The sequence below is a fragment of the Streptomyces sp. NRRL F-4489 genome, from assembly GCF_001509485.1.
GTDB lineage: Bacteria > Actinomycetota > Actinomycetes > Streptomycetales > Streptomycetaceae > Streptomyces.
In genome coordinates this window covers 254595-271256 of sequence record NZ_LLZI01000001.1, presented here as the reverse complement: position 1 = coordinate 271256, position 16662 = coordinate 254595, and the positions used below count along the sequence as shown (strand labels likewise).

Below are 16662 nucleotides of genomic sequence, written 5' to 3'. Positions count from 1 at the left end.
AGGAGACCATGCGCACCCGCCACGTCTTCCACGCCGTCGACTCCCACACCGAAGGCATGCCCACCCGCGTGATCACCGGCGGCATCGGCGTGATCCCCGGCACCACCATGGCCGAACGCCGGCTGCACTTCATCGAGCACCTGGACCACCTGCGCACCCTGCTCATGTACGAACCGCGGGGCCACGCCTCCATGAGCGGCGCCATCCTCCAGCCCCCCACCCACCCCGACGCCGACTACGGCGTCCTGTTCATCGAGGTCTCCGGCGCCCTGCCGATGTGCGGCCACGGCACCATCGGGGTGGCCACCGTCCTCGTCGAAACCGGCATGGTCCAGGCCACCGAACCCGTCACCACCGTCCGCCTCGACACCCCCGCCGGCCTGATCAGCGCCGATGTCCACGTCGAGGACGGACGGGCCACGGCCGTCACCCTCACCAACGTGCCCGCCTTCTGCGCCGGCCTCGACCTCACGGCGACGGTGCCCGGCCACGGCACGGTGACCTACGACCTCGCCTTCGGCGGCAACTTCTACGCCTTCGTCGGCCTCGACGCCCTCGGCCTGCCCTTCGATCGCGCCCGCAAGGACGATCTGCTCGCCGCCGGACTCGCCCTCATGGACGCGATCAACGCCTCGCCCGACCGGCCCGTCCATCCGACCCGGCCGGAGATCGCGGGCCTCAAACACGTCTACCTCGCCGCCCCGGACGCGGACGCCCACCACTCCCGGCACGCCATGGCCATCCACCCCGGCTGGTTCGACCGCTCACCGTGCGGCACCGGCACCAGCGCGCGGATGGCCCAACTGCACGCCCGCGGCGCCCTGCCCCTGCACCGCGACTTCGTCAACGAGTCATTCATCGGCACCCGCTTCACCGGGCGACTCGTCCAGGAAACGGAGATCGGGGGCGTACCCGCCGTCGTCCCCCGCATCACCGGACGGGCCTGGATCACCGGCACCGCTCAGTACTTCCTGGACCCCCACGACCCCTTCCCCCAAGGATTCCTGCTGTGAGCACCGCACCGACCCCGATCGTCTCCCGCAACCCCGCCGACCCCACCGACGTGGTCGTCAAGACCGCCGCGCCCGGCGCGTTCGCCGCCGCCGACGCCGTCGAACGCGCCCGCGCCGCCCAGCCCGCCTGGCTGCTCGCCGGCGCCGCCGCCCGCGCGGCCGCCCTCACCGCGATCGCCACCGCCGTCGAGGCGGCCGCGGACGAACTGACCGCGCTCACCGTACGCGAGGTGGGCAAACCGGTCACCGAAGCCCGCGCCGAGATCGCCCGCACCGCCGCGATCTGGCGCTACTACGCCCAAACCCCCCACGACCCCGCCGGTACCGTCCACGAGACGGCCGCCGGCCCGGGACTGCTGCTGACCCGCCGCCGCCCGCACGGCGTCGCCGGCCTGATCACCCCCTGGAACTTCCCGTTCGCCATCCCCACCTGGAAAGCGGCCCCCGCCCTCGCGGCCGGCAACGCGGTCGTCCACAAACCCGCACCCGACGCCACCGCCTGCGCACTGCGCCTGGCCGAGATCGCCCAACAAGCCCTGCCGCCCGGGGTGTACACGGTCCTGCCCGGCGGCGCCACCGAGGGGAACGCCCTCGTCTCCTGTGCCGACGCCGTCTCCTTCACCGGCTCCACCACCATCGGCCGGGCCGTCGCGGCGGCCGCCACCGCCCGGGGCATCCCCGTACAGGCGGAGATGGGCGGGCTCAACGCGGCGATCGTCCTGCCGGACGCCGACATGGACACCGCGGCCGCGCACATCGCCGCCGCGATCGCCGGATACGCCGGCCAGAAGTGCACCGCCACCAGCCGCGTGATCGCCGTGGGCACCGCCCTCGCACCCCTGCGCGAGGCCCTGGCCACCCACCTGCGGACCCTGCCGGTGGGCGACCCCACCGACCCGGCCACCGTCTGCGGCCCCCTGATCAACGAGCAGGCCCGCGACCGCGTCACCGAAGCCCGCCGCGGCCTGCCCGACCTCGTGACCACCTCCGCGCCCACCCGGAGCAACGGCTGGTACACGGCGCCGGCCCTGCTGGAGAACGTCCCCGCCGACCACCACCTGCTGCGCGAAGAGACCTTCGGCCCCCTCGCCGCACTGCTCCCCGCCGACACCCTGGACCAGGCGGTGCGGATGACCAACTCCGTTCCCTACGGCCTGGTCACCTCGGTGCACACGGCATCCCTCGACGCGGCCCTGCACGGACTCGACCGGCTCGACACCGGCATGATCCGGATCAACGCCCCCACCACCGGCGTCGACTTCCACCTGCCGTTCGGCGGCACCAAGGCATCCAGCCACGGACCGCGCGAACAAGGCCGCACCGCCCTGGACTTCTACACCTCGGTCCGCACCTACACCCTCACGCCCGCACACCCATAGCCACCTGTGAAAACAACGTGACATTGTACGCTGGTGACCCGCTCCGCCACGAGGACAGGCACGAAGGGAAACACCACGTCATGGGCCACCTCACGCAGCGCAACCTCAACACCACCAGGGAACGCCTGCGCGACCAAGTCGCCCACCACCTGCGAGCAGCCCTGATCTCAGGCGAACTCCGCCCCGGCCAGGTCTACTCCGCCCCCGGCCTCGCGGAGGACTTCGGCATCTCCGCGACACCCGTACGCGAAGCCATGCTCGACCTGGCCCGCGAAGGACTCGTCGAACCCGTCCGCAACAAGGGATTCCGCGTCACCGAAGTCAACGAGCGCGACCTCGACCAGTACACCGAGATCCGCACCCTCATCGAAGTCCCCATGATCGGCCGCATCACCCGCAGCGCGTCCCGCCAGGATCTGGAGGCGCTGCGCCCGGTCGCCGAGGAGATCGTGCGCGCCGCCCGGGACCACGACCTCATCGGCTACCTCGACGCCGACCGCCAGTTCCACCTCTCCCTCCTCGCCCTCGCCGGCAACGACCGACTCGTCGAGACCGTCGGCGACCTGCGCAAACGCTCCCGCCTCTACGGCCTGACCGCCCTGGACGAACGCGACCAGCTGCTCCCCTCCGCCGAGGAACACCTCGAACTCCTCAACCTCATGCTGGCCGGCGACGCCGAAGCCGCCGAACACTGCATGACCCGCCACCTGGGCCATGTGCGCTCCCTCTGGGCCCACAGCACACAAGACCACATCCCCGCCCAGCCCAGCCGCCCCCTCCGCCCGGCCACCCGCTGACGCCCGGACCCCACAAGGCTCGGGCGCGAGCAGCCTGGCTCACCGGGGCCGGTCCCGGCCCGGGTGCGGGCCCGGCCGCCCAAGGGCCCGCCCCCACCGCGTCACCGGTTCACAGCGCGACCACGATTTTGCCGTGAACGTGCCTTTCGGCCTGCGTCCTCACGGCTTCGCGGATCCGCTCGACCGGGAAGGCCGCCGCGATCGGCACCGTGATCTCGCCGGCATGGATCGCGTCGGCGATCCGTTCCAGGGCGCCCGGACCCGCGTCGAGGGCGCCCGCCTTGCGCACACCGGGCGGCGGGGCGGGACCGTCGGCCACGACGGAGATCCGCTCGGGTGCCACGCCCAGCTCGAGCGCGGTCTCGGCCGCCTCCCTTCCGAACAGGTCGGTTGCGGCGGTGATCCCCTCGGGCGCCAGGGCCCGCACCCGGTCCGCCAGACCAGGGCCGTACGCCACGGGTTCGGCGCCGAGCCCGCGCAGGAATCCAAACGTGCGCTCGGAGGCGGTGCCGAGCACCCGGGCACCCGCGAGCTTCGCCAACTGCACGGCGAAGACGCCCACACCACCCGCCGCCCCACCTATCAGGACGGTGTCCCCGGTGCGGAGCCCGATCGCGGCGAGCGCGGCGGAGGCCGTCAGGCCGGACACCGGGAGCGTGCACGCCACCTCGTCGGCGATGCCCTCCGGGGTGGGCCACAGGTGAGCCGCGGGTGTCCTGACCAGCACGAAATCGGCGACGGACCGGCCGATCGCCGCCCCGTACACCCGGTCGCCGGCCGCGAATCCCGTGGCGTCGGCGCCCACCTCGTCCACCACTCCGGCGAAGTCGCTGCCGAACCCGGCCGGCAAGGTGATGCCGAACCGCGCCGCCATGTCGGGCTGGGTGGTGATCTGCCAATCCATCGGATTCAGCCCGGCGGCCGTGACCCGGACGCGCACCTCGTCCGGTGCGGCGTGCGGTTCGGGTATCTCCTGCAGTTCGAGTACTTCGGGACCGCCGAATCGCCGGTACCGGACAGCTCTGCTCATCGTGACCTCTCCTGGCCAGTGATGGGACTTCGTCTCATGACCGTACACCAGTGATGGGACGAAGTCCCGTACACTGCTCCCATGGCTCGCTGGCAACCCGACGCACCAGGACGACTCGCCGCCGCCGCCCTCGACCTCTTCGAGGAGCACGGCTACGAGAACACGACCGTGATCGAGATCGCGGAGCGCGCGGGGCTCACCAAGAGCACGTTCTTCCGGTACTTCCCGGACAAGCGCGAAGTGCTTTTCGGCAGGGGCACGGTGACGGATCTGCTCGTCGAAGGGATCGCCTCGGCGCCGCCGGCGGCCGGGCCGCTCGACGCGGTGGCGCACGCTCTCGACGCACTCGGCCGGACGTTCTTCACCGCCGACCGCCGCGAGTTCAGCGCCCGGCGCCAGGCCGTGCTGAACGCCCATACGGAACTGCGTGAACGCGAAGCCCTGAAAAGGATCGACCTCACCGCCGCGATGATCGAGGCCCTCAACCGCCGCGGCGTCCCGAGCCTGACCGCGCGCCTGGCCGCGAAACTGGGCACGCTGGTCTGGGAGATCGCCTACGAACAGTGGATCGACACCGGCAACAGCGAGGACTTCGGCCCGCTGGCACGCCAAGCGCTCGCCGAAGTACGCGCGGCCGGAGCCGGGTGCTAGACGGCCCCTTCAGTGGAGCACCGGGGCTTCGCTCAGCCGGAGGCGGACGGGCTTCAGTCCACCCACACACGGACCAGGCACCTGCGGGCGTCCGCGTCGGGCGGGTCGGTGAAGGCGGTGCGGCCGTGCAGCACGACGGTGTTGTCCAGCCAGAGAAGGTCTCCTGGGCGCAGGGGAACGCGAAGGACCGCGCCATCGTCGGAGAGGATCCGGTCGACGGCGTCGAGGGCTGCCTGCTCGTCGGGGGTCAGGGGCGCGCCGGCTTCGTCCTGGGCGCGTTCGATCCCGCGCCGGTTGTAATGCACGCGCAGATCGGCTCCGTGCCGCTGGAAGACGGGGCGGAGCCGGTCGAAGCCGGGCCCTCGGCCGAAGTGGAAGTCCTGGTAGAGGCGGGGCAGGGCCCAGGGGGTGTCGGCGAGCAGCCTGTTGTGCACGGTATGGCCGCTGACCAGCAGCGTTTCCCCGCCTTGTGCTGCTTGTCGCACACAGAGCAGACCCAGCAGCTTCGGAGGGTGGGGTGCCGGGGTCCGGTCGGTGTGCGGGGGGAGAGCGAGGTCGGTCCGGCCCAGTCCCGCGTTGTCGGCCACGGTGACGAAGCCTCCGGAGTCCGCTGGTCTGGGAGTGCCCAGGAAGGCGGCGAGCCGCCGGCACATCGCGGCGCACTCCTGGTCGGTGCGGCCGGCCACCGGATAGCCGCGGAGCACGGTGAATCCCAGGCCGTTGCCCAGGCGATGGGTGATACGCAGGGCCAGATCCGCCAGTGCGGGGTCGGGAGGAGCCTCGTTGGGTCCCGGGTCTCCTCGCCGGCCGTCCAGTGCGCGCGAGCAGGCGGGCGGCAGCGGAAGCAGCCAGTCCGCCTCCTTGAGGGCGTGTCCGCTCCACGCGGTGGGCGCTTCGACCGGGGAGGGCTGGGTCATCCGCTCGCCTTTCCGCAGTGATTGCCTCGGATGCGCTGGTGGGGGTGGTGTGCCAGCGGGTTGGGCAACCGCGCCCACTGGTCACCGCCGGTCAGGCGCATCAGCGTCAGCGCCTTCGTCGGCAGCGGCTCCGTCCGCAGCGCCCGCAGGTCCTCGGTCGGGGCGAGGTCACGGGTGGCGGTCTCCAGGACCGCACCCAGCGTCGCGGCGTCCCCCGCCAGCGGGCCCAACACGCCCGTGACAAGGCAGCCGAGGACTTTGCGGCGCAGGGCGGACGGATCGTCGTTCAGCAGCCGGCCGCTCAGCGGCGGTGCCGGGAAGCCGTTCCGGACCAGCCGGGCCGGGCTGATCCGGATGTCGGCGAGGTCGCGGTAGACGAGGCGGCGGGCCCGGCCCTCCGCGTCCACGACCGCGAGGAGGTTCTGCCCGTGCGCCTCCAACGCGATCCCCAGACCGAGCAAGTCCAGGCAGGCACCGAGGGCCAGCCGCGCGAAGCCGGTGATCCGCTCCAGCCGCGGCTGGGGGGCGTGCCGTGCGAAGTGGGCAGGTAATTCGGACGCGGGGACGACCTGTTCCCCCTCCCCGGCGTACGCGTACGGCGACTCCCGCAACACCGCCGCCAGATCCGCCGTGCCTGCCCCCGCCGCCGCCAGCGTCCGGGCGATGTGCAGCCGCCCGCCCAGGCGGTCCGCGACGCGCGCGGCGATGTCGGAAGTGGCCAGGGCGTATCCCACCGAGTAGGCGGAGATGTCCCGCACGGTGGATGTCAGCTGAGCGCTCAGCGCCGTCTTGACGTGGACGTTCCCGCCGAGGTCGAGCGTGCGCAGGGCCAGCAGCGGATGGGCCCGCGGACCGGGCAGCACCGTACGGCCGGCCAGGACGTGCGCCACCTGCCAGGGATGCGCCGGGATCAGCACCGCGCCGCCGTCCCGGAGGTCGGACGGCCACCGGCCGCGCACCGTGGCGCCCGTAACGGGTGCCAGCCGCAGGCCCACCACCGGGCGGTGCTCCGGGGCGTACGCCAGCTGTTCGGCGGCCGAGAAGCCGGGGCGGGACCGGCAGCCGGGGTGGTACGGATGGCCGTCCGGTGACCGCTGCTCCCACTCCCACGGCCGGGCGGGCGGCTCCGTGGGGCGCGGCGCGGTGCGGGACAGCGCCAACGAGGCCGTGCTGCCGTCGAGTTCGGCGGCGAACCGCTCCGCGCCCGGCACCGCCAGGGCGGCCATCAGCCGCGCCGGATGCTCGTACCGGACGCCGTCCAGCTCCAGCGAGGGGACCGATGTCCCCGTCGCCCAGGGGTCGGACGGCGGGCCGTGCAGGCGCCGCCCGTCGGCCAGTCGCAGTGTGACGCCTGCGGGCCCGGCGGTACGGGTGGCGACCCAGGGCAGCGGCTCGTGGACCAGCCCGCGCCACAGCCGGGCCAGCACCGCGGTCCGCGCGCCGGGCAGTGCCGCGAGGTAGGACGAGAGCAATTCCCTCCGCTCACGGTCCAGTTCGGATGCGATCTCCCGTTCGGCGACGGTTCGGCACACGCGCATGTCCTACCGCACCCGGACGCGGTTCACACATACTGGCGGGCGATGAACACCTTCACCCGGGCGGCCGAGGCACTGGCCGTGACGCCGTTGCTCAACTGCCTCCTTCGAGAAGCCGCCGCGTCGGCCGGGGAACCCGCCGCCGGCCGCGCCGTCCACCGCCTGCGCGTCAGCGGCCGGCTGCTGCGCGTGCGCACCGGCCACCGGCCCGCCGAGCCGGAACTGTGGTCCGGTGGTGCCTGGCAGCCCTTGGGGCACTCCGGGCTCGTCGACCTCGCCGCCCAGGAGATGCGTGCCACCACCGGGCGCTCCAACGCGGCGCTGGTCGCCGAGATGACCGCCAGCCGCACGGCCGTGGAGGCCCTCCTGGCCGCCCGGGCCCGCACCACCCCGCCCGACGACCCGTGGCTGCGCTCCGAACAGGCCCTGGTCATGGGCCACCCCTTCCACCCGGCCCCCAAGGCCCGCAGCGGCGGCGGCCCACCCGCGGCCTGGCTGCGCTACGCCCCCGAGGCGTACGCCCGCTTCCCGCTCGTCCTGTTGGGCGTGCGGGAGGACGCAGTGCTCGACGACGGCGACACCACGGCCCTCGACACCTTGGGCGAGGCCCGACCCGGCTACCGCCTGCTGCCCGCCCACCCCTGGCAGCTCGACCTCGTCCACCGCCTGCCCGCCGTACGCGGTGCGTTCGCCGAGGGGCGCCTGGTGCGGCTGGGCACCACCCCCTGGCAGGCCCGGGCCACGTCGTCGGTGCGTACGGTCCACATTCCCGGCGGGCCCGGACGCGCCGGGGCGGCCGGTGACGTGTTCCTGAAGTTCAGCCTGGAGGTGCAGATAACCAACGACGTCCGGCGGTTGCGAGGGCACGAACTGCGCCAGGTGCGCCGTACCGACCCGGTGGTCACCGCCGCCTTCCGGGCGCTGGGCGGACCCGCGGCCTGGCTGTCCGAACGCGGGTACCGCACGGTCCGCGGCCTTGACGAGGTGTTCCCCGTCCTCGTCCGCGACGGCCTGCACGGCCACTTGGTCCCCGGCGCCACCGCCCTCCTGGCCGCCGCCCTGCCCGAGGGCTTCGACGGCAACCCCCTCGACCGGATCACCGACCCCCTGACCTGGTGGACGGCCTATCTGGGCCGCGTCGTCCCGCCTGTGCTGGAGGCGTACGCCCGGCACGGCGTCGCGGTCGAATGCCACCTCCAGAACACCCTGGTCGCGGTGGACGCCGACGGCACCCCCGTGCAGGCCGTCTTCCGCGACGCCGAGGGCGCCAAGGTGATCCCCTGGACATCGCGCGAGGCCGCCTGGCAGCGATTGCTCTACTGCCTCGTCGTCAACAACCTCACCGAGATCGCCGGAGCCCTCGTCCACCGCTTCCCGGGAGCCGCCCCGGCGCTGTGGTCCGCCGCGCGACGCGAGCTGGAACAACAAGTCAAGGAGCACGGCCTCCCCGAGGCCGAGGCAGAGGCGCTCCTCACCGCCCCGGCGGTCCCGGGCAAGGCCAACCTGCTGTCCCGCTGGATCGACGCGGACGGCACGGACCCCCGCTACCTCCCCGCCGCCAACCCGCTGGCCGTACGTCCGTGAACCCCGCGCCGACCCACCGGTTGGTGGGCGCCGCAACCAGGTGAGCGCTCACGCGGGTCGAGGCGGCAGGGGACTGTCAGTGGGTGGTGACAGGATCACCGGCATGGGTTCCGTACGCACTACTCCGCCGCGGCCTGTCGAGGTGACCGCGGTCTTCCCCGAGCTGGCTCCGCTGGCGCGGCCTGCCATCCGGCTGCACCCACGGCCGGGGGCGCCTTCGGTCAGGGACAGCTCGGTCGGCGGCCCGCTGCTGTGGCCGGCGGGGGAGCCGTGGCCGCACTGCGACGACGCGCACCTGCACGTGGACTCCGGATTCCGCCGGTCACCGACCGAAGTGCGGCTCCAGAGACGCTTGCAGGCCCGGTGGCGCCCTGACGGCCGGCCTCCCGCGCTCACGCCCGAGGAGGAAGCGCTCAAGGAGCGCAACGCCGCGTGGCTCGCCGAACGGCTCGACGCCGGCCCGCCACGGCCCGCCGACTGCCCGGTCCCGATGCTGCCCGTGGCCCAGCTGTTCCTGCGTGACATACCCCTGCTGCGGCCGCCCGGGCAGGCCGATCTGCTCCAGATCCTCTGGTGCCCGTACGAGCACGAACCGGATTACAAGCCGGCGACCGCACTGTTCTGGCGGGCGGCCGCGGAGGTCGGCGACATCCTCGCCGCACCGCCGGAACCGTACGAGGCGGACTACCCCGGTTACGTGCCGGAGCCGTGCGTGCTGGCGCCGGAAGCGATCACCGAGTACCCCAACAGCCTGGACCTGAGCCCGGAGCTGCAGCGGACGCTGGAGGACTGGAACAGATGGCAGGCAGCCGGCGCCGGCGTGGACAGCTCCTACGCCGAGTGCCCGCGCGACTTCTACTCAATTCACCTGGGCAACGCACCCGGCTGGAAGGTCGGCGGCTGGCCCCCTTGGGGCCGCACCGACCCGACCCCCCGGTACTGCGCCGTGTGCCAGGCACCGATGGCCCCGCTGCTGACGATCGCTTCCTGGGAATGGGACGGCGGTGAAGGCCACACCTGGGCGCCGCGGGAAGACCAGGCCGCTGCCCTCGCCGGCTCCTACTACGCGGGCCAGGATCCCTCCCAGCCGACGAGGGTAGAAGTAGGCAGCGCGGACAACATGCAGATCTACGTCTGCCCGACCTCCCCCGAACATCCACACACCGACCTGATCCAATGAACTGCCGGGCGTGGCCTGGCCTGTCACATATCCGCCCGTGGCCGGTGACCACTGCTGACCCCCGGCACAGACCCGGCCGGCAACGGGTGCGACTGCCGCGTGACCATCGCGAGCCGTGCGGACTCGTCGTCGACCGCGAGGTCCGTACGCGGGGAGGCCCGGACGCCGGAGGCGTCCGGGCCGGTAGGCACTGGTCGTCAGTACCAGTACCACCGTCGCGCCGGCTTGTTGGTGAAGATGCGTCGCATCGCGGCCATGGTTGGTCACCCCCTTCCTCTGTCGTGTGCGGTCGGTCGGCAGTGGACACGGTGGAGGATGAACGGCCGGGGGACGTTGCCCTCGGACATGGCGGCGCGGGTGTCCCCGCCGGTGACGGTCAGGCGGGCGTTGTGGGTGAGGGCGGTCAGCGACTCGGTGAGCAGTGTGTGCGCCACCGCTGCGCCGGCGCAGCTGAAGGGCCCCATGCCGAAGGGGATATAGGGGCCGTGGTCGCCTTTCTCGGCCCAGCGTTCGGGCCGGAAGGCGTGGGGGGCGGGCCAGTGGCGCTCGTCGTGGTGCAGCAGGTAGGGGCTGACGGACAGGAGTTCACCGGGCTGGAAGGCGATGCCGCCGAATGCGACGGGGCGGGGGATGGTGCGCCCGAGCATCCAGGCCACCGGGCGGTGCCGCAGCGCCTCGCGCACGACATGGTCGGGGGACCAGGGCCAGGGTGAAGGCGCGGGGTGGGACAGGCAGGCCAGCAGCACGCACCACGCGAGCGAGGAGCTGATGGGGGCCATGATCGCCCGGAACAGCATCAGGTGCAGTTCGGCCGCGGTCCGGTCGGCCACCTGGTGAGGCGGGCACACGGCGAGTACGGCGTCCAGCACGTCCCGCGGCTCGCCGATGCGGTGTTCCCGGCGGCGCCGCGCTTCCTCGGTCACGGCGGCGACCAGCCTGGAGCGCACCACCTCCGCCCGGGCCCGCTGCCACACATGCGGCGCGCGCAACGCCACGCCCCCGACTGCGGCTTGATGCATCAGCCTGCGTGTGGCGACCGGGGCGCCGGGGTGCAGCAACAGGTCTGCCAGACCGCCGTAGACCAGGCGGGTGCCGGCGGCCGGCCAGCGGCTGACGGCCGGCAGCTCGGCCGTCGACTTGGCCAAAGCGGCGCGGTAGTGCGGCATGCCCGCCCGTACGAGGTTGCGTACGGCGTGGCCCACCTCGACCTGCGCGCCGCGGGTGGGCAGCAGCTCGCCGAAGAAGCCGGACTTCCCCGTGTTGTATTCCGGGTCGCGGAGCAGTGTCTGCGCCAGATCCGTATCGCTGACGCACCACGCACCCCAGGGAAGGCGAATCAGCCCCGTCGTACTGCGACGCCGCAGCTTCTCGATGTAACCGAGTTGGTCCCGCCGCAACCGGCGCCTGTCCCCGATTCCCATCCCCGATCACCCCTGGCGAGCCTCCTGGCACCGGACGCCGAGTCCCGCGGAACGGAACTCCCGTCGATGACCTACCGAACGGAGTGCCCGACCGGAAAAGCAGAAAACGAACCTGTGGGACTTTTCACCCGAAGGGGGGAGGGATGGCGCAAGCCCCTCCGCGTCCGCCTCTGGACGCCTGAAGCCTGCGGCGCCGTCCTCGATCGGGACGTCAACGCGGCGGTCGACCTCGCCAAGGCGGCCGGACCGGCCGCGTCAGCCCGTGGAGCACACACAAGACCGGTAGGAGCACACACAAGACCGGTACGTGTACCGGCGCAGCGCGTTGAACCAGGAACCCACCGCGACGATCAGCCGACCGTGGTGGGCATCCCCGCCCTTTGGGGCGGGGAGCGGAGGTCGATCCGGCCCGCGTGCCACCGTCGCCGTGAACCGTCTGGACCTGCTGGAAGCCGTCCGCACCGCGATCGGACAGGGCTGGTATGACACGGGCTGGCAGATCGTCGACGCGATGTGGCCGCTGTTTCTGCGGTTGAGACACTACGGCCTGTGGATCGAGGCCCACGAACTGGGACTCGCCGCCGCGGAACGCGCCGGTGACCGGGCCGCGGAGCGCCAGATACTCAACTCCGGCGCCATCGGCTTCACCAGCGCGCACCGCATCGACGACGCCATCGACTGGTACCACCGGTCCCTGATCGCCGCGCGCGAGGCCGGAGATGTGCGGGACGAAGGTCAGGCGCTGCACGGTCTGGGCACCTGCCATCGCGAGGCGGGCCGCACCGGGCAGGCCATCTCGTACCTCTCCCAGGCCATCACGGCGTGGGAGGGGTGCGGCTATCACCGCGGTGCCGCGCTGTCCCGGATCATTGTCGGTGAGATCGCCCTGGAGAGCGGCGCCATCGACCGCGCCCTCGGCTGCTTCTCCCAGGCGCACACCGTGCTGACCGAGGTACGGGACCCGTACGACGCGGCGCGGGCGCTGGCCTTCCTCGGATACGCGCACACACTGACCGCACCCCCGCCGGAGCGGACCGCGGACGCCGGGGCCGATACCTACGAGCGAGGCACCGGCGAACTCCGGGAAGCGCTGGCCGTTTTCGAGTCGTCGGGGGCGACTCACTGGCGGGCCAGGACCTTGGAACTGCTTGGCCGGAGTGCCCAGCACCATGGCGACAGGGATGCCGCCCGGGAGTTCTACGAGCGTGCCCGGGCGGCTCACCTGCCGCACAGCCCTGATGAGGCGGAGCGGCTGGCGGGGCGGTTGGGCGAGCTGGGCGGGTGAAGCTGCGAGGGGGGACGCTTCCCAGGGGCGCTCGAACAGAACCCGTAGGGGGTGCGAGCACCCCCTACGGGTCCACAACGCGACGGGCAGCGGTGGTGTTCCGCTGCTCGCGCCTGACCGACTCGATCAGGGCCTCGGTACGTACCGAGCTCTCACGCCGGGGACGCGGCGCGCGTCAGCACGGCCAACGACGCCAGCTTGCCCCATGAATGCCCCGCTGCGGCCCAGCCGTACAGGCACGAGGGGAGCAACGCCCGGTCCGCGGCCGTGGGGGAACCTCCGCACCAGGACGGCGCGGGCACCAGGCACGGCCGCACCTGCTCTCGGCCGCCCGGGCGTTCCGCCACCGCCCAGCGCCCGTCGTCCAGGGGCAGCGTGGCGAGCCGGCAGCCGACCCGTTCGGCGAGTACGTCCGCCACCCAGCGCAGGGCGTGGTCACGTGGGCGGGGGACGCTGCCGTGCAGCAGGTCGGCGCACGCGAGCCAGCGTTCCTCGGCACAGAGGTCGATATCGACCGCGAAGTGGTCATGCAGGAAGGAAAGCCGGCCTGCGCCGACGCGCTCCTCGGCGGACTTGGCCGTCCTGCCGCCCCGCGCATCGACGGCGTACACGCCTTCCCTCACGACCTCCACCACATACGCGTCCCCGGGCGTACCGAGGACCATCCGCAGCGTCGGTGCCCCGCTGCCGGGCAGGGCCCACCGGCCGCCCGCGGCCGTGGCCGGTTCGACACTCACCAGCCGGCAGCCGCGCCGCAGCCACCGGGGCGCATCGCATGTGACCGCCGTCATGCCGGGACCTCCGACTCTCCCGTGTGCCAGGTGTCCCCGCCATCCCTCGCCACCCAGGTCCGCAGCGCCGACGGAAGCGGTAGGCGCCGGGTGGGCGCTGGGAACGCGGGCTGGCCGAGGCCCAGGACGCGGTACATCAGTCGCCGCAAATTCCGGCTGAACCGGCCGGGTTCGGAGGTGATACGCGCGGCAATGGCGGCGTAGTCCTGCCGTCGGTATTCGGCCGCCGCGTAGTCGAGTTGCTCCAGCAGCCCATGGGCCGGCGACAGCGTCGGTGCGGTGAGGGCGAGCGCGGCGGCCGGCGAGGCGGGGTTGATCTCCCGCTCCGGTGACGCCGCCAGCAGGATCGGCGCGTGGGTGAGCGTGCCGTAGAGGGTGACCGAGCCGTGGTCCCCGATGATGCCGTCGGCTGCGATCAGGACCGTACGCCAGTCCGCCTCGGGCGGCACCACCGCGACGCCCCGCGTCCGGCATTGCGCGAGCCAGGCGCGTACCTGCCAGGCCCCGTGGCCGGACCACACATTGGGGTGGACGAGGATGGCCACCCGTACCGAATCGTCGTTCAGCTCGCTCAGGAGCCGGGGCAACAGCATCTCGAACGAGCCGAAGGACGAATGCGGACCCCAGGTGGAGACCACGCCGATCAGCCGCTCCCGGGCGCCGATGCCGAGCGCCCTGCGATAGGCATCGCGCTGCGGCAGGCTGATCGCCATCCGGTCATGCGCCGGGTCACCGGCCACGACCGCCACCGGAAGAGCCGCAGGGCAGTGACGTGCCAGTTCGCGCGCATCGTCCTCGTGGGGCAGTACGACCGCGGCCGGCAGCGGCCTGCCCTCCGGGACGATGTCCCGCCGGGACAGCCCCGCCACCCACTGCTCGCCCGAACGCCCCACCCGCTTGAGGTAGTTGGCGCCATGAGGCAGTGTGATCAGCGGCCCCCGGATCTCCTCCACGCCGCGCGGACCGGCGGCCAGTACGAGATCGAACTCCATCCGCACCGCTTCCTGCCAGGTGAGCTGCGCACCGCCCAGCCGGCCGAGCAACTGCGCCACCCCGTCGCCGAACTCATGCGGCGGCGCGGTGAACATCACCTGGACCCGGAAGTCCGACTCCAGGAGCGAGAACACCTCCTGCAGCCGCTTCCCGTAGGGCACGGTGTGCACGATGACCAGGACGCGTTTGCGGCCGACCAGCGTCAGCCACTCGCGCTTGTCCTCCGATTTCCGGCTCTCCCGTCCCAGTCCGTAGGACGTGGTGATTGCCGACATGACATCCCCCAATGTCTGCTGTCCGGCGCCGCCGTCTTGACGGCCGCCTCCCGTTGCCCCCTGCCGTTCCGCGGGGGTATGGAGGAGGTGCCCGGGTGGGTGTGCGAAAGGCTTGCCGGGCGGTTGCAGAAAGCTTGCGGTGCACGCGACGCTGACAGTCCTGGAGCGTTTGCGCCGGTCAGGGCGTGGCGTGGCGTGTCGTTGTCGAAGGTGGTCAGTCAGCGGGGCGGTCCGAACGGGTCCGGGGGGGCGGGGCACGCCCCGATTCCGTGACACTGACGCGGGCGTGTGGTGCTGCCTTGCTGGAGGTGGGGCAGCGGTCTGCCGGCTGAACATGGAGCTGGAGCACCTGCACACGGCCTGCGACCTGATGCGCCGCCACGACGGCCGCGACCCGGCGGACATCCTCCTCCTGAAGCTGCCGAACGTGCTCACCTTGGAGCCGAACAAGCAGTACCTGCACGAAGATGCAGGCCGGGATCCACGGCAGCGAGGCGCCGCCCAGCGAGCACGGCGAGATGTTCGAGCCCGCATCCCGAGGTGGTGAGTGACGACGTGGGCGCGGTGCACCGGCGGGTGGTCGACGCCGGCGGCGAGGTCCTCGAAGCGCCGCATGGGACCCGGTTCGGGTCGGGCGTCGCGGCGTACGTCTGCACGGCGCGGGATCCGGAGGGCAGCCTGTGGACCTTCGGCACCTACCGCGGCCCCTCGGCGTAGGGCGCCGGGACGAGGCGGGAGGGCCCCGGCCGCCCTGGGCGCCCCGGCCGGTGAGGCCGGGATCCTCCGCGGTGGGCCGGCCTCCTGGCGACCTGCCGACCATGTACTCCATCCACCGTGGCGGCCGGCATCTCCGCCTTGGCCGACTCCGGGAACCGGGCCACCGCCGGTCGGCGGCGCGCTGTCCTGCCGCACGTACGGCCGGACGGCAACTGCCCCCAGGCAGGGCACCCGGCAGCGCCGATCGGCGTGCGGCCGCGGGCGTAGTGGCTCTCTCCAGTGAAGAGGGGGAATGCAGGGGGAGTTGACGGCACGTTTATGGTGGAGGGGAACGCATCAACGCCCCCCGCGCTGTGAGCCGGGTGGGCCGGACGGGGGAAGAAAGGTGCGTGCCCGATGACGGTCGGGCTCCTCTCCGCTGTCGCTGCGGTGCTCTACGGGGGCACGGTCTCGATCCTCGCGCTGACCGCGACCTTTGCCCGGCGCCCCACACTGCGGCGTGAAGCGCGCAGCACGCTCGTCGTCTTGGTGCCGGGCGGCCGCGGAGTTGCCGTAGGTGGACCGCGTGAGGGGGATGCAAACGGGTGAGCCCGCGCTGGTCGGGGGCCGGGCGGGCGTGGCCCCCGTAGGCGGTACGAAATGCCCGCGGGTGGACAGGCACCCGCTGTCCTCCGGGTCCGCAGGCACAGCGGCGTTGAGAAGCGGGGATCAAAGGAATGGCCATAAGTCCCTTTCGTGGGCTTTTCGGTGTCTGTCAGGGTTCTCCGTAAGGCAGTCCCGGTAGCGGTGCTCGCTCGCGATGCCGGTGCGGGGCGCCTCTTGGGTTCCACGCCAAGGGAGGTCTTTGTGATCGGCCCTCAGCGCACCGTCAGCGCTGCCATCGGAACAGTCACCGCCAGGGCGCTCATGTTCGGCATCGCCCCGGCGCCGCTCCCGCCAGCGACCTCGCCGTCCAGCCCACGGCGGAGGGCGGTGTCCGAACCCTCACCGTCCTCAAGGACGCCGGTGCTCCCCGAGGGCAGCGCTATGGCATCGGCCTGCCCGACGGCGCCCGCCTCGTCGAAGTCAACAACGGAGCCGTGGCAGCCCTCGCC

15 protein-coding genes are annotated in these 16662 nt (G+C 72.5%); 9 read left to right on the top strand and 6 right to left on the bottom strand.

Features of this window, described 5'->3' with window-relative positions; all coding sequences use genetic code 11:
* The first annotated feature begins 8 nt into the window (after positions 1–8).
* The 3 genes from ADL22_RS01165 to ADL22_RS01155 all read left to right on the top strand — a co-directional run bounded on the left by ADL22_RS01165 (position 9) and on the right by ADL22_RS01155 (position 3189).
* The gene (locus ADL22_RS01165; RefSeq protein ID WP_066972774.1) at positions 9–1013 is read left to right on the top strand and encodes a proline racemase family protein; all 1005 of its coding nucleotides are present in this window, start codon (positions 9–11) and stop codon (positions 1011–1013) included.
* Complete coding sequence (locus ADL22_RS01160) at positions 1010–2392, top strand: aldehyde dehydrogenase family protein (protein ID WP_066972773.1); 1383 nt, start codon at positions 1010–1012, stop codon at positions 2390–2392. Before ADL22_RS01165 ends, ADL22_RS01160 begins: the two co-directional genes overlap by 4 nt.
* Positions 2393–2472: 80 nt before the next feature.
* Positions 2473–3189, top strand: coding sequence for a GntR family transcriptional regulator (locus ADL22_RS01155; RefSeq protein WP_066972772.1), 717 nt, complete (start codon positions 2473–2475; stop codon positions 3187–3189).
* 109 nt (positions 3190–3298) lie between these two features.
* Here the strand turns inward: ADL22_RS01155 and ADL22_RS01150 are convergent, their stop codons facing one another.
* Complete coding sequence (locus ADL22_RS01150) at positions 3299–4219, bottom strand: NADP-dependent oxidoreductase (protein WP_066972770.1); 921 nt, start codon at positions 4217–4219, stop codon at positions 3299–3301.
* A gap of 81 nt (positions 4220–4300) precedes the next feature.
* On the opposite strand from ADL22_RS01150, the gene ADL22_RS01145 reads away from it, so the two are divergent.
* The gene (locus tag ADL22_RS01145; protein WP_066972769.1) at positions 4301–4870 is read left to right on the top strand and encodes a TetR/AcrR family transcriptional regulator; all 570 of its coding nucleotides are present in this window, start codon (positions 4301–4303) and stop codon (positions 4868–4870) included.
* A 53-nt stretch (positions 4871–4923) separates the two neighbouring features.
* On the opposite strand, the gene ADL22_RS01140 is transcribed toward ADL22_RS01145, so the two are convergent.
* Positions 4924–5787 (bottom strand): TauD/TfdA family dioxygenase, encoded by an 864-nt coding sequence (locus ADL22_RS01140; protein WP_066972768.1) that lies wholly within the window; start codon positions 5785–5787, stop codon positions 4924–4926.
* Entirely contained in the window at positions 5784–7325 is a 1542-nt protein-coding gene (locus tag ADL22_RS01135) for an IucA/IucC family protein (RefSeq protein ID WP_066972767.1), read from the bottom strand. The genes ADL22_RS01140 and ADL22_RS01135 overlap by 4 nt, the downstream gene beginning before the upstream one ends.
* 42 nt (positions 7326–7367) lie before the next feature.
* Between ADL22_RS01135 and ADL22_RS01130 the strand changes: the two genes are divergently transcribed.
* Positions 7368–8906, top strand: a complete 1539-nt coding sequence (locus ADL22_RS01130) for an IucA/IucC family protein (RefSeq protein WP_066972766.1) — start codon at positions 7368–7370, stop codon at positions 8904–8906.
* Positions 8907–9009: 103 nt separating this feature from the next.
* Entirely contained in the window at positions 9010–10086 is a 1077-nt protein-coding gene (locus ADL22_RS01125) for a hypothetical protein (protein ID WP_066972763.1), read from the top strand.
* A 263-nt stretch (positions 10087–10349) separates the two neighbouring features.
* Here ADL22_RS01125 and ADL22_RS01120 read toward each other — a convergent pair whose 3' ends face one another.
* Complete coding sequence (locus ADL22_RS01120) at positions 10350–11507, bottom strand: cytochrome P450 (RefSeq protein ID WP_066972761.1); 1158 nt, start codon at positions 11505–11507, stop codon at positions 10350–10352.
* Between the two features lie 427 nt (positions 11508–11934).
* Between ADL22_RS01120 and ADL22_RS01115 the strand changes: the two genes are divergently transcribed.
* Complete coding sequence (locus ADL22_RS01115) at positions 11935–12792, top strand: tetratricopeptide repeat protein (protein WP_066972758.1); 858 nt, start codon at positions 11935–11937, stop codon at positions 12790–12792.
* A 152-nt stretch (positions 12793–12944) separates the two neighbouring features.
* Here ADL22_RS01115 and ADL22_RS01110 read toward each other — a convergent pair whose 3' ends face one another.
* Positions 12945–13583: a hypothetical protein gene (locus tag ADL22_RS01110; protein ID WP_066972745.1), complete on the bottom strand. Its 639-nt coding sequence runs from the start codon at positions 13581–13583 to the stop codon at positions 12945–12947.
* The gene (locus ADL22_RS01105; RefSeq protein WP_066972737.1) at positions 13580–14851 is read right to left on the bottom strand and encodes a hypothetical protein; all 1272 of its coding nucleotides are present in this window, start codon (positions 14849–14851) and stop codon (positions 13580–13582) included. Before ADL22_RS01105 ends, ADL22_RS01110 begins: the two co-directional genes overlap by 4 nt.
* Positions 14852–15185: 334 nt before the next feature.
* On the opposite strand from ADL22_RS01105, the gene ADL22_RS01100 reads away from it, so the two are divergent.
* Positions 15186–15398: a hypothetical protein gene (locus ADL22_RS01100; protein WP_066972729.1), complete on the top strand. Its 213-nt coding sequence runs from the start codon at positions 15186–15188 to the stop codon at positions 15396–15398.
* Positions 15395–15568 (top strand): VOC family protein, encoded by a 174-nt coding sequence (locus ADL22_RS01095; RefSeq protein WP_234430492.1) that lies wholly within the window; start codon positions 15395–15397, stop codon positions 15566–15568. The genes ADL22_RS01100 and ADL22_RS01095 overlap by 4 nt, the downstream gene beginning before the upstream one ends.
* Positions 15569–16662 lie beyond the last annotated feature (1094 nt).